Annotated in this window: 15 protein-coding genes; 7 read left to right on the forward strand and 8 right to left on the reverse strand. The window is 67.4% G+C overall.

Annotated elements, in window-relative coordinates:
- Nucleotides 1-71: 71 nt before the first annotated feature.
- The 3 genes from M3A49_RS31755 to M3A49_RS31765 all read right to left on the reverse strand — a co-directional run bounded on the left by M3A49_RS31755 (nt 72) and on the right by M3A49_RS31765 (nt 3,583).
- Entirely contained in the window at nt 72-1,106 is a 1,035-nt protein-coding gene (locus M3A49_RS31755) for a GGDEF domain-containing protein (protein WP_266232499.1), read from the reverse strand.
- 77 nt (nt 1,107-1,183) lie between these two features.
- Nucleotides 1,184-2,227 (reverse strand): transporter, encoded by a 1,044-nt coding sequence (locus tag M3A49_RS31760; protein ID WP_266232548.1) that lies wholly within the window; start codon nt 2,225-2,227, stop codon nt 1,184-1,186.
- Between the two features lie 102 nt (nt 2,228-2,329).
- Nucleotides 2,330-3,583 (reverse strand): DUF1479 domain-containing protein, encoded by a 1,254-nt coding sequence (locus tag M3A49_RS31765; protein WP_266232500.1) that lies wholly within the window; start codon nt 3,581-3,583, stop codon nt 2,330-2,332.
- Nucleotides 3,584-3,771: 188 nt separating this feature from the next.
- Here M3A49_RS31765 and M3A49_RS31770 point away from each other — a divergent pair, with 188 nt between their 5' ends.
- Both M3A49_RS31770 and M3A49_RS31775 read left to right on the forward strand, forming a co-directional pair.
- Nucleotides 3,772-4,200, forward strand: coding sequence for a MarR family winged helix-turn-helix transcriptional regulator (locus M3A49_RS31770; RefSeq protein ID WP_266232501.1), 429 nt, complete (start codon nt 3,772-3,774; stop codon nt 4,198-4,200).
- Nucleotides 4,197-5,600 carry a DHA2 family efflux MFS transporter permease subunit gene (locus M3A49_RS31775; RefSeq protein WP_266232502.1) on the forward strand — a complete coding sequence of 468 codons (1,404 nt, stop codon included), beginning with the start codon at nt 4,197-4,199 and terminating at the stop codon, nt 5,598-5,600. Before M3A49_RS31770 ends, M3A49_RS31775 begins: the two co-directional genes overlap by 4 nt.
- A gap of 8 nt (nt 5,601-5,608) precedes the next feature.
- On the opposite strand, the gene M3A49_RS31780 is transcribed toward M3A49_RS31775, so the two are convergent.
- Nucleotides 5,609-6,712 (reverse strand): PHB depolymerase family esterase, encoded by a 1,104-nt coding sequence (locus tag M3A49_RS31780; protein WP_266232503.1) that lies wholly within the window; start codon nt 6,710-6,712, stop codon nt 5,609-5,611.
- A 311-nt stretch (nt 6,713-7,023) separates the two neighbouring features.
- Between M3A49_RS31780 and M3A49_RS31785 the strand changes: the two genes are divergently transcribed.
- The 4 genes from M3A49_RS31785 (at nt 7,024) to M3A49_RS31800 (ending at nt 10,741) form a co-directional block, all read left to right on the forward strand.
- A complete protein-coding gene (locus M3A49_RS31785; protein WP_266232504.1) occupies nt 7,024-7,596 on the forward strand; it encodes a chromate transporter in 573 nt (190 codons plus the stop codon).
- Nucleotides 7,593-8,162, forward strand: coding sequence for a chromate transporter (locus tag M3A49_RS31790; RefSeq protein WP_266232505.1), 570 nt, complete (start codon nt 7,593-7,595; stop codon nt 8,160-8,162). Before M3A49_RS31785 ends, M3A49_RS31790 begins: the two co-directional genes overlap by 4 nt.
- Before the next feature lie 130 nt (nt 8,163-8,292).
- Nucleotides 8,293-8,622 carry a DUF4148 domain-containing protein gene (locus tag M3A49_RS31795; RefSeq protein ID WP_254357190.1) on the forward strand — a complete coding sequence of 110 codons (330 nt, stop codon included), beginning with the start codon at nt 8,293-8,295 and terminating at the stop codon, nt 8,620-8,622.
- Nucleotides 8,623-8,935: 313 nt separating this feature from the next.
- The gene (locus M3A49_RS31800) at nt 8,936-10,741 is read left to right on the forward strand and encodes a trypsin-like peptidase domain-containing protein (protein WP_266232506.1); all 1,806 of its coding nucleotides are present in this window, start codon (nt 8,936-8,938) and stop codon (nt 10,739-10,741) included.
- A 109-nt stretch (nt 10,742-10,850) separates the two neighbouring features.
- Here the strand turns inward: M3A49_RS31800 and M3A49_RS31805 are convergent, their stop codons facing one another.
- The 3 genes from M3A49_RS31805 to M3A49_RS31815 are packed head-to-tail and all read right to left on the reverse strand — an operon-like array spanning nt 10,851 to nt 13,007.
- Nucleotides 10,851-11,696, reverse strand: a complete 846-nt coding sequence (locus tag M3A49_RS31805; protein WP_266232507.1) for an anti-sigma factor family protein — start codon at nt 11,694-11,696, stop codon at nt 10,851-10,853.
- Nucleotides 11,693-12,211, reverse strand: a complete 519-nt coding sequence (locus M3A49_RS31810; RefSeq protein WP_028205375.1) for a sigma-70 family RNA polymerase sigma factor — start codon at nt 12,209-12,211, stop codon at nt 11,693-11,695. Before M3A49_RS31810 ends, M3A49_RS31805 begins: the two co-directional genes overlap by 4 nt.
- Nucleotides 12,212-12,266: 55 nt before the next feature.
- Nucleotides 12,267-13,007, reverse strand: a complete 741-nt coding sequence (locus M3A49_RS31815) for a transcriptional regulator (protein ID WP_266232508.1) — start codon at nt 13,005-13,007, stop codon at nt 12,267-12,269.
- A 254-nt stretch (nt 13,008-13,261) separates the two neighbouring features.
- On the opposite strand from M3A49_RS31815, the gene M3A49_RS31820 reads away from it, so the two are divergent.
- On the forward strand, nt 13,262-15,466 hold the full coding sequence (locus M3A49_RS31820; protein ID WP_416339051.1) for a hypothetical protein: 2,205 nt from the start codon (nt 13,262-13,264) through the stop codon (nt 15,464-15,466).
- Between the two features lie 14 nt (nt 15,467-15,480).
- Here M3A49_RS31820 and M3A49_RS31825 read toward each other — a convergent pair whose 3' ends face one another.
- Nucleotides 15,481-16,464, reverse strand: coding sequence for a diguanylate cyclase (locus M3A49_RS31825; protein WP_266232550.1), 984 nt, complete (start codon nt 16,462-16,464; stop codon nt 15,481-15,483).
- Between the last annotated feature and the right edge of the window lie 64 nt (nt 16,465-16,528).

A 16,528-nucleotide genomic window follows, 5' to 3' on the forward strand; every position in this document is an offset into this window, starting at 1 on the left:
TACACCAACGCGCCAGCAGCGGGCGCGCGCGGTGCCCCGCACACGCAAACGTCAGCTAACGTACGCGCCCATCATGCGCATTCGATGCGGTCGCGGCCGCCCTTTTTCGCGCGGTAGGGCGCGAAGTCGCTGCGCGTGAGCGCGGCTTCGGCGCTCACGTCGGCGGCACTCATGAGCGTGATGCCGATGCTCACGGTCAGCGCCACCACATCGCCCTCCACGCCGAGCGGCTGCGCCGCGAAGCGCTCCTGAATGCGCCGCGCGACGCTTTGCGCGCCCTCGAGATCGGCGGCTGCCAGCAGGATCGCAAACTCCTCGCCGCCGATGCGCCCGGCCATGTCGCCCGCGCGCAGCTGCGTGCGCAGGATCTCGACGAAATGGCGCAGCACGTCGTCGCCGATCGCGTGGCCCCAGCGGTCGTTGATCGACTTGAAGTGGTCGAGGTCACACATCATCACGGCCGCGCCCGTGCCGCCATGCCGCACGTGCGCGAGTTGCGCCTCGACACGCGCCATGAAATGACGGCGGTTGGCCAGACGCGTGAGGCCGTCGGTGCTCGCGAATTCCTGCAGCTCCGCTTCGATGCGCTTGCGCTCGGTGACGTCCGTGATGAAGCCATGCCAGACCGTCGTGCCGTCGGCGAGCCGCTGCGGCCTCGCATCGCCCTGGCGCCAGCGCAGGCCCTGCTGCGGCAACTGCACGCGAAACTCCAGATGCCACGGCGTGAGATTCGTGGCGGAGTGCTCGAACGAAGCGCGCCACGCGTCGAGATCGTCGGGATGAATCAGCGCGTCGATGCACGCCGTGTCGTGCGCGGCCTGCTCGGGCGTGAGTTCGTAGATTTCCGCAATGCCCGCGCTAGCATAGGAGAAAAACGCGCGCCCGCCCGCCAACTGGCGGCGCTGGAACACGAGGCCCGGCACCTCGTTCGTGAGGTTCGTGATGAGTGCCGGGCTCTCGCGCAAACGCTCGGCCATCTCGCGCATCGAGGTGATGTCCGTGGTCGTGCCGATCATGCGCAACGGTCCGCCCGGCTGCCTCACCCCGGCGCACCCGGCTTCGGTGGCGGGCGGCACGGCCTCGGGCATCGACGAGGGGACGGTCATGGCATGCGCTCAAACAGGAATTTCGAGCGCCTGGTATATAGCGCGCGCCGGGCAGTCCGGCGGCAACCCCGGAAGCCTCAGCTGTCGCCGCGCCGGCGGAACACCCACCAACCCAGCAGCGCCGTGAAGGTCGCGACCAGCACCACCATGAGCCAGAAGCCGTGGCGGTTTTCCGCGAGCGGAATGCCGCCCACGTTCATGCCGAAGAAGCCCGCGACGATGTTGATCGGCAGCGCGAGCACGGTGACGAGCGTGAGCGTGAAGAGCGTGCGGTTGTTCTGCTCTTCGAGCCGCGCGGCAATTTCTTCCTGCAGGAGCTTGATGCGCTCGACGAGTCCGGCCATGTCGCCCAGCACGAGCGAGAACTCTTCGGTCGCCTCGCGCAGGTCCTGCATGTCGGGTGTCTGGAGCCAGCGGGGCGGGCGCGCGAGCAGACGGAAAATCGAGCCCGGCTCCGGCGCGAGCATGCGTTGCAGGCGCACCAGGATGCGCCGCATGGCCGCGAGTTCATGGCGGCTCGCATTGCGGCGCGAGGCGAGAAACTGGTCCTCGGCGCGATCGACGTCGACGCTCGTGCGGCGCACGATCTCCACCATCAGGTCGGCCTGGTCGCGCATCAAGTGGATCAGCAGCTCGGCCGGCGAGCGGAACGTCTCGCCGTTGCGCACGTAGCCGCGCAGACGGTCGATCGAGCGCAGCGGCTTCAGGCGCGCCGTGACGAGAATGCGCTCGTGCGTGTACGACCAGAGCGTCGCGATCTGCGAGGGCGTGAGTTCGAAATCGAACATCACGTCGTTGACCACGGCGAACAGGCCGTTGTCCACGTGTTCGATACGCGTGGAGTGCGAGCCTTCCACGAGCATCTCGAAGAAGGCGTCGGGCACGTCGAGATGCGCGCGCATCCACGGTTGCGCCGCGGCGTGGGCGAGATTGAAGTGCAGCCAGTAAAACGTGTCGTCGCGCACAGCCTGCGGCTCGCCGCTCTCGTGCGTACGCCGCAGCGCCTCGAGGACGTCGTCGCACGTGACGGGCTGCCCAGGCTGGCCGGGCGTGAAGCGAAAACCGCAAATGAGGCCCGACAGGTCGGCGCCATACGTTGCGACGGACGAAGCGAAATCCATGGTCGTCATGGCCGGTTGATCGGCGCACAGCATGCCATACGCGTGCTTTTACAGGCAAGCACGCGAATCGATGCGCCGACACGCGCGGGTCATGTGCCCATGTTAGGCAACGCCGGGCAAGCCGAGCTGGGTGCGGCCGAGCGGCGTGAGATCGGCCACACCGGCCCGGTCCGCCAGATCGGCTTCGATATGCTCGGCGGGAAAGTCGGGCGGACTGCGGCCTTCGAGAAAGCTCGGCAGCTGGCGCTGCAAATAGGCGTCGTTCTTCGCGCAACCCGGCGTGGCCGGGATGTACATCACGTTGCTGTAGCCGCTGCCGCGGTGCTCGTCTTCCACGGAGTGAATCACGTCGCAGTGCCAGAATACGGTGTCGCCGGCTTGCATCTGAGGAATCGATATCAACGCATCGATCAGCGGCGCATGCCACTCGGCACTAATCGGCAGCCCACGGCCCGGCTGGGCGCCGCACAGGTCGTCCTCGGCCACGTCGTCCTGCAGCGCGCGCAAGAGGACGTACGCCATGGCGTTGGCGATGGGCACGATCTGCAGCGTGCCGTCGCCGGGGCCCTGCGGCGTAAGCGCGGTCCAGCCCTGGAAGGTGCGGAACATCGAAGAGGCCACGCGCGAGGGAATCTCGCTCGCGTGCGTGCGGTACGCGCCGTCGAACGGGTCGTAGCGCCGCCAGTCGCCCGAGAACACGTGGCGATAGACCTGGCGGAAATTCTCGTCGACCCAGCGCTCGACTGCACCGCCGTCGCAATGCGCGGCGAGGCCGGGCGCAGCCGTTCCGGGCGGCCGGCGCCGCAGACGGTCGGCGTAGACGGGCACGACATCAGGATCGAAATGCACGCGCCCTTCGCTCTCGTGGCGCCACAGGCGATTGAGGAAGACGCGCGCGGCCGTCAGTTCGGCGGACTCGCGCGCCTGCACCTGCGGGCGGGACCAGTAGAGGCCATAGATCAATGGGCGGCTCGCCTGCGGCGGGAGGGCATTGCGCTGCGCCGCGCGTTGGGCGGCACGCGCGTCGAGATCGTTGCGCGCCACGTAATCGGCAATTTCGGCGTCCCAGCGCGCGGCCTGCTCCGGCTCGAACACGCGGCGGATCACACAGGCGCCGCGCGCTTTCACGAGTGCGATCGCCTCGGCGCTCACGCGCTGCGCCTGAATGTCGGCGAACGCGATCTCCGGAATCACGGCCTCGCCTGCCTCGCGCAGCCGGGCGATGTGCCGCGCTTCTTCGCCAATGGCCTGCGCGACGTCCTCGAACACTTCGCGATAATTCGGCAGTTGCGCGCGCAACATGCGCTTGGCCTGCCGGATCGCGGCCGGGACATCGTCGATTTGAAGTGCCGCCATGCGTGTCTCCATCGGGGTTGAATGCCGTCGTTTGATGGCAAGCATACGCCTCAATGGCCTGTGGTCCGCACTGACAGGCCGGCGCCCCCTCTCCTCGCGTCCCAAATTTTCAACAGTCAAACTTGCAAGTTTAGCTGTTTATCTTCATGATGCGCTGACATACCCCAGCCGAATCCGCGTGGATCGCCATGTCTGCCAAAACCCCTGAACCCGCCGTCATCGACCTCATGCAGGCGATCGGCATGCTCGTGCGGCGCACGCGCAACGAGTCTGATGCGGGCGCTCTCTCGATGACCGAGTCCGTCGTCATGTCGCGGCTCGCCAACGACGGCCCCGCCACGATTGCCGCGCTCGCGCGCGCCGAAGGCATGCGGCCCCAGTCGATGGGCGCCACCATCGCGGCGCTCGAGCAAATGGCCCTCGTCAAGCGTACGCCGCATGCGACCGACGGCCGCCAGTTGCTCATCGAACTGACGCAAAAGGGCAGGCAACTGCGCAAGCAGACCCGCGACGCGAAACAGCTGTGGCTCTCGCAGGCCATCGCGGACCTAGACGAAGACGAGCGCGCCACGCTTTTCAAGGCGGGCGACATCATGAGAAGGCTGGCTGAACGATGAGCGGCACGCGTGATAGCAGCGCTCCCGATAACCGGATTCCCCGGTGCGTCTGGAAGGTCGCCGTGATCGTCTCCATCGGCTCGTTCATGGCGCAGATGGACTCGACGCTCGTGAACGTTTCCCTCTCCGCCATCGGCCATGCGCTCCACTCGCCCGTTGCCACGACGCAGTGGATCATGAGCGGCTACCTGCTGGCCATGGCGCTCATGCTTCCGCTCAACGGCTGGCTGGTGGATCGCGTCGGTGCGAAGCGGCTCTATCTCTTCGCCTTCTCGACCTTCACGCTCGCCTCCGTGCTGTGCGGCGCGGCGCAAACCATGGAGGAACTGATCGGCGCGCGCATTGTTCAGGGCCTGGTGGCCGGGCTGCTCGCGCCCATGGCGCAGATGATGATCGGGCGCGTCGCCGGCAAGAACATGGAGCGCGTGATGGGCTACGCCACGCTGCCCATCCTGCTCGGGCCGATCCTCGGCCCGGTGCTTGCCGGCGCCGTGCTGGCGCGGGCGGCGTGGCCCTGGCTCTTCTTGATCAACGTGCCGGTCGGCATTCTCGGCGTCACGCTCGCCGCGCTCCTGCTCGCGCCCGACGCCGCCCAATCGCAAAAGCGCCGCTTCGATTTCGCGGGCTTCGCCTTGATCTCACCCGGGCTCGCCGCGCTCGTCTATGGATTCCAGAGCGCCATGCATGCCGGAGGCGCGGAGTTTCTGCTCGCCGGCGCCGCGCTGCTCGCGGGATTCGTGTGGCACTCGGTGCGCCGGCCCACGACAGCGCTGATCGACGTGCGCCTCTTTGCGGACCGGATGTTCGCGGTTCCCGCCGTCACGCAATTCTTCGCCAACGGCATCATGTATGGACGGCAGCTGGCCGTTCCGCTCTACCTCATAGCGGGCTGCGGCCTGAGCGCCGCGCACGCGGGCTGGCTGCTCGCGGCGACGGGCGCGGGCATGATGGCTTCGTTCGCCTGCATGGGCTTTCTCACCGAGCGGCTGGGCTGCCGGGCGCTCGCGGCAGGCGGCGCGTTGCTGGCGCTCGTCGCCACGCTGCCGTTCCTGTGGATGGCCGGCAACGCGTTCTCCACGGGCCTCGCGTTGGCCAGTCTCTTTATCGCGGGCGTGGGTCAGGGAACCATTAGCATTCCTTCGATTTCCGCCGCGTATGCCCGCATGCCGAAGGCACGGCTTCCGGTGGCGAACACCGCGTTGAATATCGTGCAGCGAATTGGCGGACCGGTCGCAACGACGCTCATCTCCATCGCCATTTCCCTGGCAGTGCCGAGTTCTTCCGCTGCCGAACCGCGGCAATTCCTGCTGGCGTTCGCGGCGCTCTGCGGGCTGCATCTCCTGTGCTTCGCGGCGGCCACGCAGCTCCCGGCGAGAGTGCGCCGCGCAAACGAGCGCTGACGGCCCGCTCACACCATGTCATCTGCCGCGCTTCGGCGCTGCCGCCGGAAGAACTGCCACATCATCGCCATCGCGTCGGGGCCCCGGTCCGAATGAAACGCTTCGCGCGGATCGCCGCCGCTCCATGCATGCCCGAGCCCGCGAACGACACACACCCGCGCGACGAGCCTGCCCGACTTGACATAGTCGGTGTACGCCACCGCGTCGCGGCTATAGGTCCGGATCTCGCCGACGCGCAATTCGCCCTGCGCGTCGAGCAGCCGGTTGACGCGCGCGAACTGCATGCCGAGCTGCACGCCGTTGCGCTGCGCCACGACCGCGTCGATTTCGCCTTGCACGATGAAGGCCGGCACACCGGGATGGGCGGCGACGTCGAGAGCGGCATCGACCAGATGCACCGGGTCTTCGCGGCTGCCGTGGCGCATGACGCTCATCGCGCTCATCGTGGAACTGGCCGCACCGAAAACCGGCCCCGAGTGCAGGCCCACGGCCGCGAAGCGCCACGGATGGCGCATGGCGAGCACGGACGCGAGACCCGCTCCCGCCGAGATGCCCGCGAGGTACACGCGCTCGCGATCGAATCCGTGCTCGCGCACGATGGCATCGACGAGCGAGGTGACCGCTGGCGCCTCCGACTGCGCATGATCGCCGTGCCAGTGCCAGCATCGCTGTGCGTGCGCCGTTTTTGCCTGCTCGGGAAGCAGCACGGCGAAGCCTGCGCGATCCGCCAGCCGGCAAACCCGCGTGCCCGCGGCGAACGACTCCGCCGTCTGCTTGCAGCCGTGCAGCATGACCACGAGCGGCAGGCCCGTGGCCATGGCCGCGCCGGTGGGCAAATAGAGCGCATACGCGAGATGGTTGACGAGATGCCCGGCCCTGGGAGGCGCGGAATGATAGGAGCGGATCCACCTGCCGGCCGTGCCCGCCGGCTGCGCACGCCCCACGTGCGCCTTCGCGGCGCGCCTCGCCGGTTTCGCTGCCGGCCTCGCGACCTGCGTGGCCTTGGCGGGCGCCGTCTTGCGTGCGGCGGCCTTTTTCTTCGGTCGCGGTGCGCTCATGCGGGTGAGCAGTTCGAGACCTTTGAGCCAGACGCTGGTCTTTTTCCTGGGCATGAGCAATGGCGACAAGGCGTTTTGTTCACGTCACGCCAGGCGGCACACGGCGGACAGCGCGAATACAGCGATCACAGCGATCGAGCCGCTGCGAGTTCGACCATCATAACGGTCCTGGCCTCGCGCTGAATTTTGCGTGACCGCGCGCCCTCCGCGTCACACGTGTTGCGGCGCTATAATTTTGGCGACCGTTGCCGCGGTGACCATTCGAACACCGGTAAAAGATCGACTCGATCGCGCTGAAACCGGAAAGAAAGGCCGCACGAGACGATAGCCGAACTGTTCGGCATTACCCGCTTTCCGTCATCCCCGTGACCGCTTCCACGCCAAACGCCTCGCCGCGCCCCACGCTGTTCGGACTCTTTCTGATCTTCAGCCGCATCGGCATGACGAGCTTCGGCGGCGGTTTGAGCGGCTGGCTGTTGCGCGAATTCGTCCAGGATCGCAACTGGATCAGCGAAGAGGACTTTCTCAACGGACTCGCCATCTCGCAGGCGCTGCCCGGCATCAACGTGAAGAACATGGCGATCTGGATCGGGCACCGGCTGCTGGGCTGGCGTGGCGCCGCCGTGGCCGTAACGGGCATCGTCGTGCCGCCCGCGTGCCTGATCATCGTGATTGGCAGCGTCGTTGGCGCGCTCATCTTCCATCCGCTCACGCAGATTCTGATCGCCGGCGCCGCCGCGGCGGCCACGGGACTGTCGCTGTCGATGGGAGTCGTCACCGCACGGTGCGTGCGGCGGCAAGTGCTGCCGCTGCTGCTCATGGCGGCGACCTTTCTTGCGATCGGCATTCTGCGTTTGTCGCTGGTGTGGGTCGTTGTGACAGGCGGCGCCGCGAGCGTGCTCTACGAATACGTGGCGATCCGCCGGGGTGCACGATGAATGCACGCCTGCTCGGTCAGCTAGCCGCCATTTTCGCGCCACTTTCACTCGTGACGATCGGCGGCGGCCAGGCGATCGTCGCCGAGATTCAGCGCCAGGTCGTGGAAGTGCATCCGTGGATGACGCATTCGCAATTCGCCGCCGACTTCGCGATTTCGCGCATGGCGCCGGGCCCGGGCTCACTGCTCGTCACGTTGATCGGCTGGCAGGTTGCCGGGTTCTGGGGCGCACTCGTGGCGACGGCCGCGCTCTTGCTGCCAACCGCTATCCTCATCTATGGCGTGACGCATATCTGGGGCCGCTATCAGGGCGCGGCGTGGCAGTTGGCGCTCGAGCGCGGCCTGCGCCCCATCGCGGCCGGCATGATGCTCGCGGCGGGCTGGGTGCTGCTCAAGTCGCTCAATGGCGGCCTGCCCGCGAAGGCCATTGCCGTCGTGTCGCTTTGCGTGCTGCTCAAAACGCGGGTCAGTCCGCTCGCTCTTCTGCTGGCCGGCGCGCTCGCGCTCTTTGGTGTCAGCCTGATCGGCACGGGCCTGCCGCATTGGCTCCAGGTGCAGCTCACGTAGAAAAACTCCCCGCGGCAACAACTCCACGGGAATAACTGCCAACCCGCGGCGGTATACCCATTGCAGTCTCCGTTGATTCGACCGTGCTCCAGCCGGTCGCCGAACCATGCTATTTAATCAGGAGTTCGAAATGATCATCCGCCGCCCGCTTTTCGCCTTGCTCGTCGTGACGGCTTGCATCGGCGCCGCATCCACCGCGTCCGCGCAGGGACTCACGCGTGCCCAGGTGCGCGAACAGTTGATCGAAGCGCAGGCCAACGGTTCGCAATTCGTGACCGATAGTTCGTATCCCGACGTGAGCCCCATCTCCGCGCAGCAAGTCGCGCGTGCGAAGGCACAGCATCAACAGCAGGAACCCAGCGGCATGGGCGCGCCCATGCAGGGCACGAGCGACGCCGGCGCACCGCACACGACGTGTGTCGGGCCGGTGAGCTTCTGCAACCTGTATTCGGGTAGCTGAAAGCGATCGCCGGATCCCGCTAGCCCCCGCCACCGCCGAACGCCCCGCTCGCGACGAGCGGGGCATCTCGCGCGCCTTGTCGGCGCCGCCCCTTCCTTCCCTGAGCGTCCTGGCCAGCCGCAAAGTCAGCCAGGCGTCATCTTCGATGCGCCGCGCATTCACCATGACGGCTGCGTGCGGATTTGCGTGCGCTACAGGACAAACCCTGCCCCCCAATTGTCTTGTGGCGTGACTACACTATGGTCGTCGGCACTCGTTTGCTATCCGCGTTCGTATGCCGCCCGCCAGCACGATGACCACTGGGAGGTGTGCTGTGCTCCGCCTGATCTTCGCCCGCACTTCGCGCCCTGCGGCGGCGCTCGCCCTCGCGCTTGCCAGCGCTTTCTGTTACGAGGCGAACGCCGCAACGCCGCCTCCGGCCTCCACCAAGCCGCCCGCCAACAAAGCCGCCGCGAACAAAGCCGCCGCCGACAAGGCCGCTAGCGACAAGGCCACTGGCGACAAAGCCGCCGCGCCGAAGGCCACCGCCGAAGCAACCGCGCCGGCGGCCGTGGCCGCACCCGACTTCTTCTCGCTCGCCGAGCGCTACGGCCCAGCCGTCGTGCACGTGATCGCGCGCAGCGCCGACGACCCGTCCGCGCCGCCCGAGCAGGAGGCCATCGACGCCGACGATCCTTTCTTCGTATTCTTCCGGCGCGCGCCGAAGCCGGCGTCCGACGCCGAAGCCAGCGGGCCGCGCGTGATGACGGGCGCGGGCTCCGGCTTCATCGTCAGCCCCGATGGCGTCGTGCTCACCACGGCGCATATCGTCGACAACGCCGAGCAGGTGACCGTGCGGCTCACGGACAAGCGAGAGTTCAAGGCGGAGGTCGTCGCCGTCGATCCGCAAAGCGACGTTGCCGTGCTGCAGATCGACGGCCACGATCTGCCGTTCGTGAAGCTCGCCGAAACAGCGAAGGTGCACGCCGGCGAACCCGTGCTGTCGATCGGGTCGCCGGACAGCTACCAGAACACCGTGACGACGGGCATCCTCAGCGCGACGTCGCGCACGCTCCCCGACGGCAAGGCGTTCCCGTTCCTGCAGACCGACGTCGCGGTCAACCCCGACAACTCCGGTGGCCCGATCTTCAATCGCGCGGGCGAGGTGATCGGCATCGGCGTGCAGATTTACGCGGACGGCGGCCGCTACCAGGGCCTGACCTTCGCGATTCCGATCGACGCCGCCAACCAGTTCCGCGCCCAGTTGCAGGCGCGCAAGGCGGCGCCCGCCGGCAGCGCCAATGCGGCGAATGCAGCAAGCGCGGGCAGTGGCGGCACGATCCGCACGTTCGGCATGCAGGTCGAGGACGTGAGCCCCGGGCTTGCGGCGGCGCTCGGCTTGCCGCATGCGGGCGGCGCGCTCGTGGACGCCGTCGATCCCGGCTCGCCCATCGGCAAAGCGGGCATCCGGACCGGCGACGTGATCGTGCAGGTCGGCACCAAACCCGTCGACCGGGCCGCGACGCTCGCCGCCGCGCTCGCGGCTGTGCCGCCGGCCACGCCAGCGTCGCTGAAGGTGATCCGCAATCGCCAGCCCGCGGTGGCCGGCTTCTCGAACACGGCGTTCGAGGCGAAGGCGGCGGATGCGGATGCGCCTGCGGCGGCGACAGGCGCAGCGGGGGCCGCTGGGGCGACGGCAGCACAGGCAACCGAAGCCGCGCAGGCGGCGGAGAAGACCGACGCGCCAGTCGCGCCCGCCGTAGCGGATCCGGTGAGCAAGGCGCCGCCGTCTGACGTGCACGCCGTCAAAGCGGTGATGACGGACCCGAACGTGCAGCCCGCCGCTGCGACGGCACCGGCCGCGCGCCATGCCGCCGACCGCCTCGGTCTGATCGCGCATGCGCTGAGCGCCGAGGAAAAGCGCACGACCGGGTTGCCGCTTGGTTTGATGGTGGAAGCCTCGACTGGACCCGCTGCGAGCGCGGGCGTGCGGGCAGGCGATGTCGTGCTGTCGCTCGACGACACGCTGGTCGAATCGCAGGAGCAAGCTGTCGCGCTGGAAGCGAAGGCGACAAAGAGCATGTCGCTGCTGATTCAGCGGAATAATGCGCGGAGCTTTGTTGCGGTGAAGATCAGGTGATGGGCGCTGCGCGCGGTTCCTGGTGCTTTGGCTTTTTCTTGTTTTCGCGTCGGTACGCGAACACAAGGAAAGGCCAAACCGGCCAGGAACAACGAAAAAACCCAACCCCTCACCGCGGCGTCAACTGCGCATAAACATCATGCGCAAGCTGCAGTAGCTCCTTACGATCGATCCCGCCCGAAAGCGCATACCCGAAGTCCCCATCCACCCAATAAAACACATTCACAGGTCCATCCTGATAAAGCTTGAACGCAGTGGTGTTGGCGCTCGTCTTGCGGTGCGAGATACACAGCGTCACACGTTCGCCTCGCGCGTTGTGATACATGAACTGCGCGACTTCGCCGCCGTCGTCGGCCGGCAGCAAGCGCCCACCCGAAAGCTCGAAGCCGCTCTTCGAGAGCATCGGCGCGCGCACGTTGGTGCCGAGCCGGTTGGCGAGCCACTTCACGAAGTCCTGCTCCTGGCTGTCGTCCATCGTGTCGGGCCGCCCCACCGTCGGCATGTAGACCACATGCGCGAGCGCCGCTTGCTGCGCGAAGCGCATGGTGCTGTCCACGCTCACCGTATGCAGCTCGCCGCCGCCAGCCGCGCCTGCAGGGCCGCCCGTGCCGCTCATGCCGTAGTGCATGCCCCACCCGATTCCCACGCCCAGCACCAGCGCCGCCGCGAGGCCCGCGAAGCGCGGCCAGTTCGCGGCTGGGCGAGCGTTTCGCACCGTTTGCGGCCCGGGCTCAGGGGCGGCCACGCGCAGGCGCGCAGGCAGCGGCTCGTTGAGCACGCGGTCGTAACGCTCGTGCAGCAGGTTGTTGAGCGAGAAGAAGTCGCTCGCGCGCGCGGCAAGCTCGGGGTTGCGCTCGAGTTCGCGCTCCACATCGGCGCGGCGCGCCTCGGAAAGCGTGCCGTCCACATAGGCGTGGATCTCGTCTTGCGTGACTGAATTTTGTTGCTCGCTCATCGCACCACCTTCAGATTCGCACGCGGGACGGAACCGGCCATGAGCGCCCGCAAGCGCTCACGCCCCCTCGACAGACGCGACATGACCGTGCCGATCGGTATGTCGAGCGCCAATGCGACATCGGCGTAACTCATCTCCTCCAGTCCTACCAGTAGCACCACCTCGCGCTGCTCCACGGGCAGGCGCTGCAGCGCAAAGTCCAGATCGCGCACTTCGAGCGCGCCCGTCTGCGTGGCGGGCACGGCGTAATCGGTTTCGGGCACGCTGTCGTCGTCGACGGAAACGTGCGCACCGCGCGCCGCCGACTTTCGCACCTGGTTCACGAACAGGTTGTGCATGATCGTGAAAAGCCAGGCGCGCAGGTCGGTGCCCGAACGAAACAGCTCCGTGCGGGCTATGGCGCGCTCGAGCGTGTCCTGCACGAGGTCGTCGGCGAGCTCGCGGTTGTTGATCAGCGCGCGCGCGTAGCGTCGCAGGCGCGGCACGTGTTCTATCAGCTCGTCACGGATGTCCATGTTTCATCCTGGATTGCCGCAAGGGTCATTGCGCGGTTTGCATCGTCGGGCGGGTTCACGATCCTTCGCCTTCGCGCGCCGGCTGCGCGGCGAGCGTCGCGAGGTCTGCCGCGCGCATCAAGCCGCGCGTTTGGGCGTTGCCCGCGAGCACCCAGCGCGTGCCGCGCTCGCGCCACATCAGGAGCCGCAGCGGACCCGCGCGGTGTGCGCTCCACTGCGGCGCGGCGCCGGCCAGCCAGGCGCGGCTCGCGAGCAGCACCACGCGCTCGCCCTGGTTGTTCTCGTAGACATAGCGCTGCGCGCTCGCGAACGGGCCAACCCGCACTTCGCCGCCGCCGAGAAAATGCAGGCCCGCCGCGCCAAAATCGAACGGCGCACGCGCCGCGCCCGCTTCCAGCGCCTCCGGCTGCGCGTTTTCGGCTTCCATCAGCGCCATCACCGCGGCGTTGTTCAGCACTTGCTGCGACGGCTCGGTCACGTCGATCCACGCCACTGCGGCGCCCGCCATTGCCACCGCAGCCGCGAGAGCGATAGCGTAGCGCAACACCCGGCTGCTTCGGGCTGGAGCAGTGCGCGAGTGCGCCGTCTGCGCCGTCGGCACACCCGGCGCCGGGTAAGCATCGCGGATCTGGGCGTTCAGGCGCCGGTAGAACAGGATGCGATGCCATTCGCCGGGCTTGCCCGCGAGGTAGCGCCGCACGTGCGCCGCCCGCGCGCCGGCGAGCGTGCCGTCGCTGTAGGCCTGGATATCGGCTTCGGAAACCGGCGGCTCGTGGAGCGGCCCGCGAAACTTCATGATCGTGAATCGATGCTGATTGGGTGGCGATGCGGGGGCTAACACGCGGCGGGCGCGGATTATTCCGCCGGGCGGCGAAATTCCCCTTTTTGCGCGGCGCTCGAGCGATTTTGCGCGATGCGGGCGGCCCATTCATCGCATCCGCATAAAAAACGCCACATTACCCGCACTGAATAATATTTGAATTATTTCCTTAAAAGCGCATGCGAGCATCACGCCCAACTGCCGCGCCCCCTGCGGCAGGTTCGTGATTGATGGGAAATCAAGTGAAAAATGCTGCTCGCCTCATTGCCTTGTCGGTAGCGCTGCAAGGTCTCGCCATTCAACCCTGCGTCGCGCAAAGCACACTCAACTACACCACGTCCTGGATCGGCAACAGCTTCGGTTTCGGCGACGGCAAGTGGATGCAGCAAGACGTACAGGCCATCGCCGTCGCGCCCGACGGCACCGTCTACGCGAACGCGCCCTGGGACGAAAGCGGCAGCGAGATCGGCGTCTACCGCGGCGGCGACAAGCTCGCCGTGGCCGGCAACACGCACGGCTGGGGCAACGCGGGCGGCGACGCCATCGCGGCGAACAGCACCTACGTGTACGCCGCGATGTCGATTGGCAACCAGAGCAACGGGCTCGTGGGCGCGGACTATCCGCCCGCCAACCAGACCTGGTTCGGCGTGACGCGCCGACTGCGCTCGAACGTGACGCAGGGCGCCCCCTTCGCGAGCGGCATCGGCAACAGCGCGAACGCGACGAAAAACAGCTTTCTGCGCGTGCTCGCCGCGCCGGGCAGCAGCGACGGCGCCGTGCGCGGCCTCGCCGCCACCGACGCCGAGTTGTACGTTACCGATACCGCGGACAACCGTATCGTGGTCTACGACGCACAAACCATGCGTCAACTGCGTTCTTTCACCGTGCCCACGCCGGGCCGCATTGCGCTGGCCACTGACGGTACGCTCTGGGTGATCCAGGGCATGCAGGACGCGAACGGCCCGAGCATCGGTCACTACCGCAAGGACGGCACCGCGCTCAACGATGCGCCCGTGCTACCCGCGGGCACCCTGCCGACCGACCTCGCCTTCGCGCCTTCCGGCCAGCTCTCGATTGCCGACAACGGCGCCTCGCAGCAGATTCTGCTCTACGCCCGCACGTCGAGCGGCCAGATGGCGGCGGCAGGCACACTGGGCACGCGCCAGGGCATCTTCCACGTCGTGGAGGGCACGCCCGGCGACTGGCGCTTCAACGGCATCACCAGCATCGGCTACGACCAGGCGGGTAACCTGTACGTCGCGCAAAACGGCCAGGGGCCGCGGCCGTACGGCACCGCGCTAGTAGGCCAGGGAGCGGTGCTCGAAAGTTACGCGATGGGCACGCGCACGCTGGGCTGGCGCCTCGATGGCCTGACCTTCGTCGATGCCGCCGCCTTCGACCCCGCCAACACCGCCAACGTCTTCACCGGCTCGAAGCGCTTCACGCTCGACTACCGCCAGGCGCCCGGCAAGCAATGGACCCATGCAGGCTTCACGCTCAACCGCTTCGCCTATCCCGACGATCCCGCGCTGCACTCCACGCGCGGCGTGCGCGGCTCGCCAATGGTGCGCCGCTTCAACGGCCAGCCATTCCTCTATACGCTCGACCAGTACGCGCACTACCTGAACATCTACCGCTTCTCACCCGCAACGGATGGCGAAGTCGCGATTCCCTCGGGCCTGCTCGCCCAGAATCCGATGCCGGGCAACTGGCCCGCCGGCCAGCCGACCTACGGCGAGTGGATGTGGCGCGACGCGAACGGCGACGGCCACGTGGACGCGAGCGAGATCGCCTCGAACCCCTCGACGGGCGCGACCGTCGGCAACGGCTACTGGTGGGTGGACACGCCCGGCAACGTGTGGCTCGCCACGCCCCTTTCGGGGATTCGCGAGATGCCGATGCAAGGGCTCGACGCGCAGGGAAATCCGCAGTACACCTACGCATCGTCGAAGATGTTCCCGATGCCGGCGCCGTTCAACCGCATCGCGCGGATCGTCTACGTGGCCGAAACCGACACGATGTACATCACCGGCTTCACCGCGAACATTCCGTGGGATGCGTCGCACTGGAAGGAAGCCGGGCCCGTGCTCGCGCGTTACGAAAACTGGTCGAGCGGTTCGCCCACGCTCACCTGGCAGGCGTCGTTGCCCTGGAACACGGGCAGCAGCCCGCAGGTGACGACGGTGGGGATCGCCGTAGCCGGCAACTATGTGTTCATCGCGGAGCTATACACGCAGAAGATCGACGTGTACGACGCGCGCAGCGGCCAGATCGTCGGTTCGATGACGCCCGGTGCGAACGTGGGCAACACGAGCGGTTGGGTGGACATCTATATGGGCATGAGCGCCGCGCAGCGCGATAACGGCGATTACGTGGTGCTCGTGGAGGACGACGCGCGCGCCAAGATCCTGATGTACGACTGGACGCCGGGTTGAGGCACTTCGCGCCTTTACGACCGCCCCGACACGTGCGTGGAAAACGCCACGCGATTGCGGCCGTCGCGCTTCGCGCGGTACAGCGCGGCGTCGGCTTCCTCGATCAGCGCCGTTTCCGCGAGCCCCGGCGCGGGCGTGAGCGTCGCCACACCAATGCTGATCGTGAGGTGCTCGCTCACGGCGGAGCCCACGTGCGGCAACGCGAGCCCCACCACGTCGCGGCGCATTTTCTCGGCGAGCAACCGCGCGCCCGCGCTGCCCGTGCCCGGCAGCACGACGGCGAACTCCTCGCCGCCGAAGCGTGCCACGAGGTCGCGCGGCTGACGTATCTCGCGGCGAATCGTCGTCGCCACCGAGCGCAGCACGTTGTCGCCTGCCACGTGGCCGTAGGTGTCGTTATAGGGCTTGAAGTAGTCCACGTCGATCATCAGCAGCGACACTTCCGTGCGCTCGCGCTCCGCCCGTTTCCACTCGGCGCTCAGGAATTCGTCCAGATAGCGCCGGTTCGAGAGGCCAGTCAGGCCATCCGAATGCGTGAGGCGGCGCAGTTCGAGGTTCGCGCGGAGCAGTTCCTGCTGCGAGCGGCGCAGCGCGCGATAGGCCTCGTCGCGCTGAAGCATGTTTACGTAGGATCGCGAATGATATTTCACGCGCGCGATAAGCTCTTCGCTGTCCGGCAGCTTGACGAGGTAATCGTTGGCCCCCGACGCGAACGCCGCACTCTTGATGGCGGGTTCCTCCTTGGTGGAGAGCACGATGATCGGCACGTCGCGCGTCGCTTCGTTCGCGCGGTAGGCGCGCACGAGCGTGAGACCGTCGGTGCCCGGCATCACGAGGTCCTGCAGGATCACGGTCGGGCGCACTTCCTCGGCCGTGCGCACGGCCTGGTCGGGATGTGCGCAATAGTGGAAGTCGATCTCGCGTTCGCTCGCGAGCGCCCGGCGCACGGCCTCCGCCACGATCGGCTGGTCGTCCACCAGTAGCACCATCATCGGCATGTCGGCGGCGGGCAGCGTTTGCTCCAGCGCGCTGCGCACGGCCTCCAGCGCGACGGCGAGCGAA

It is taken from the genome of Paraburkholderia sp. CNPSo 3076, assembly GCF_026343935.1.
GTDB lineage: Bacteria > Pseudomonadota > Gammaproteobacteria > Burkholderiales > Burkholderiaceae > Paraburkholderia > Paraburkholderia nodosa.

Coding starts and splice junctions, on each gene's coding strand:
- M3A49_RS31760 (WP_266232548.1), bottom strand. CDS start 2,227: ATGGATTTCGCTTCGTCCGTCGCAACGTATGGCGCCGACCTGTCGGGC.
- M3A49_RS31810 (WP_028205375.1), bottom strand. CDS start 12,211: ATGGACATCCGTGACGAGCTGATAGAACACGTGCCGCGCCTGCGACGC.
- M3A49_RS31820 (WP_416339051.1), top strand. CDS start 13,262: ATGGGAAATCAAGTGAAAAATGCTGCTCGCCTCATTGCCTTGTCGGTA.
- M3A49_RS31815 (WP_266232508.1), bottom strand. CDS start 13,007: ATGAAGTTTCGCGGGCCGCTCCACGAGCCGCCGGTTTCCGAAGCCGAT.
- M3A49_RS31825 (WP_266232550.1), bottom strand. CDS start 16,464: ATGCCGATGATGGTGCTACTGGTGGACGACCAGCCGATCGTGGCGGAG.
- M3A49_RS31780 (WP_266232503.1), bottom strand. CDS start 6,712: ATGCCCAGGAAAAAGACCAGCGTCTGGCTCAAAGGTCTCGAACTGCTC.
- M3A49_RS31790 (WP_266232505.1), top strand. CDS start 7,593: ATGAATGCACGCCTGCTCGGTCAGCTAGCCGCCATTTTCGCGCCACTT.
- M3A49_RS31770 (WP_266232501.1), top strand. CDS start 3,772: ATGTCTGCCAAAACCCCTGAACCCGCCGTCATCGACCTCATGCAGGCG.
- M3A49_RS31805 (WP_266232507.1), bottom strand. CDS start 11,696: ATGAGCGAGCAACAAAATTCAGTCACGCAAGACGAGATCCACGCCTAT.
- M3A49_RS31795 (WP_254357190.1), top strand. CDS start 8,293: ATGATCATCCGCCGCCCGCTTTTCGCCTTGCTCGTCGTGACGGCTTGC.
- M3A49_RS31755 (WP_266232499.1), bottom strand. CDS start 1,106: ATGACCGTCCCCTCGTCGATGCCCGAGGCCGTGCCGCCCGCCACCGAA.
- M3A49_RS31775 (WP_266232502.1), top strand. CDS start 4,197: ATGAGCGGCACGCGTGATAGCAGCGCTCCCGATAACCGGATTCCCCGG.
- M3A49_RS31765 (WP_266232500.1), bottom strand. CDS start 3,583: ATGGCGGCACTTCAAATCGACGATGTCCCGGCCGCGATCCGGCAGGCC.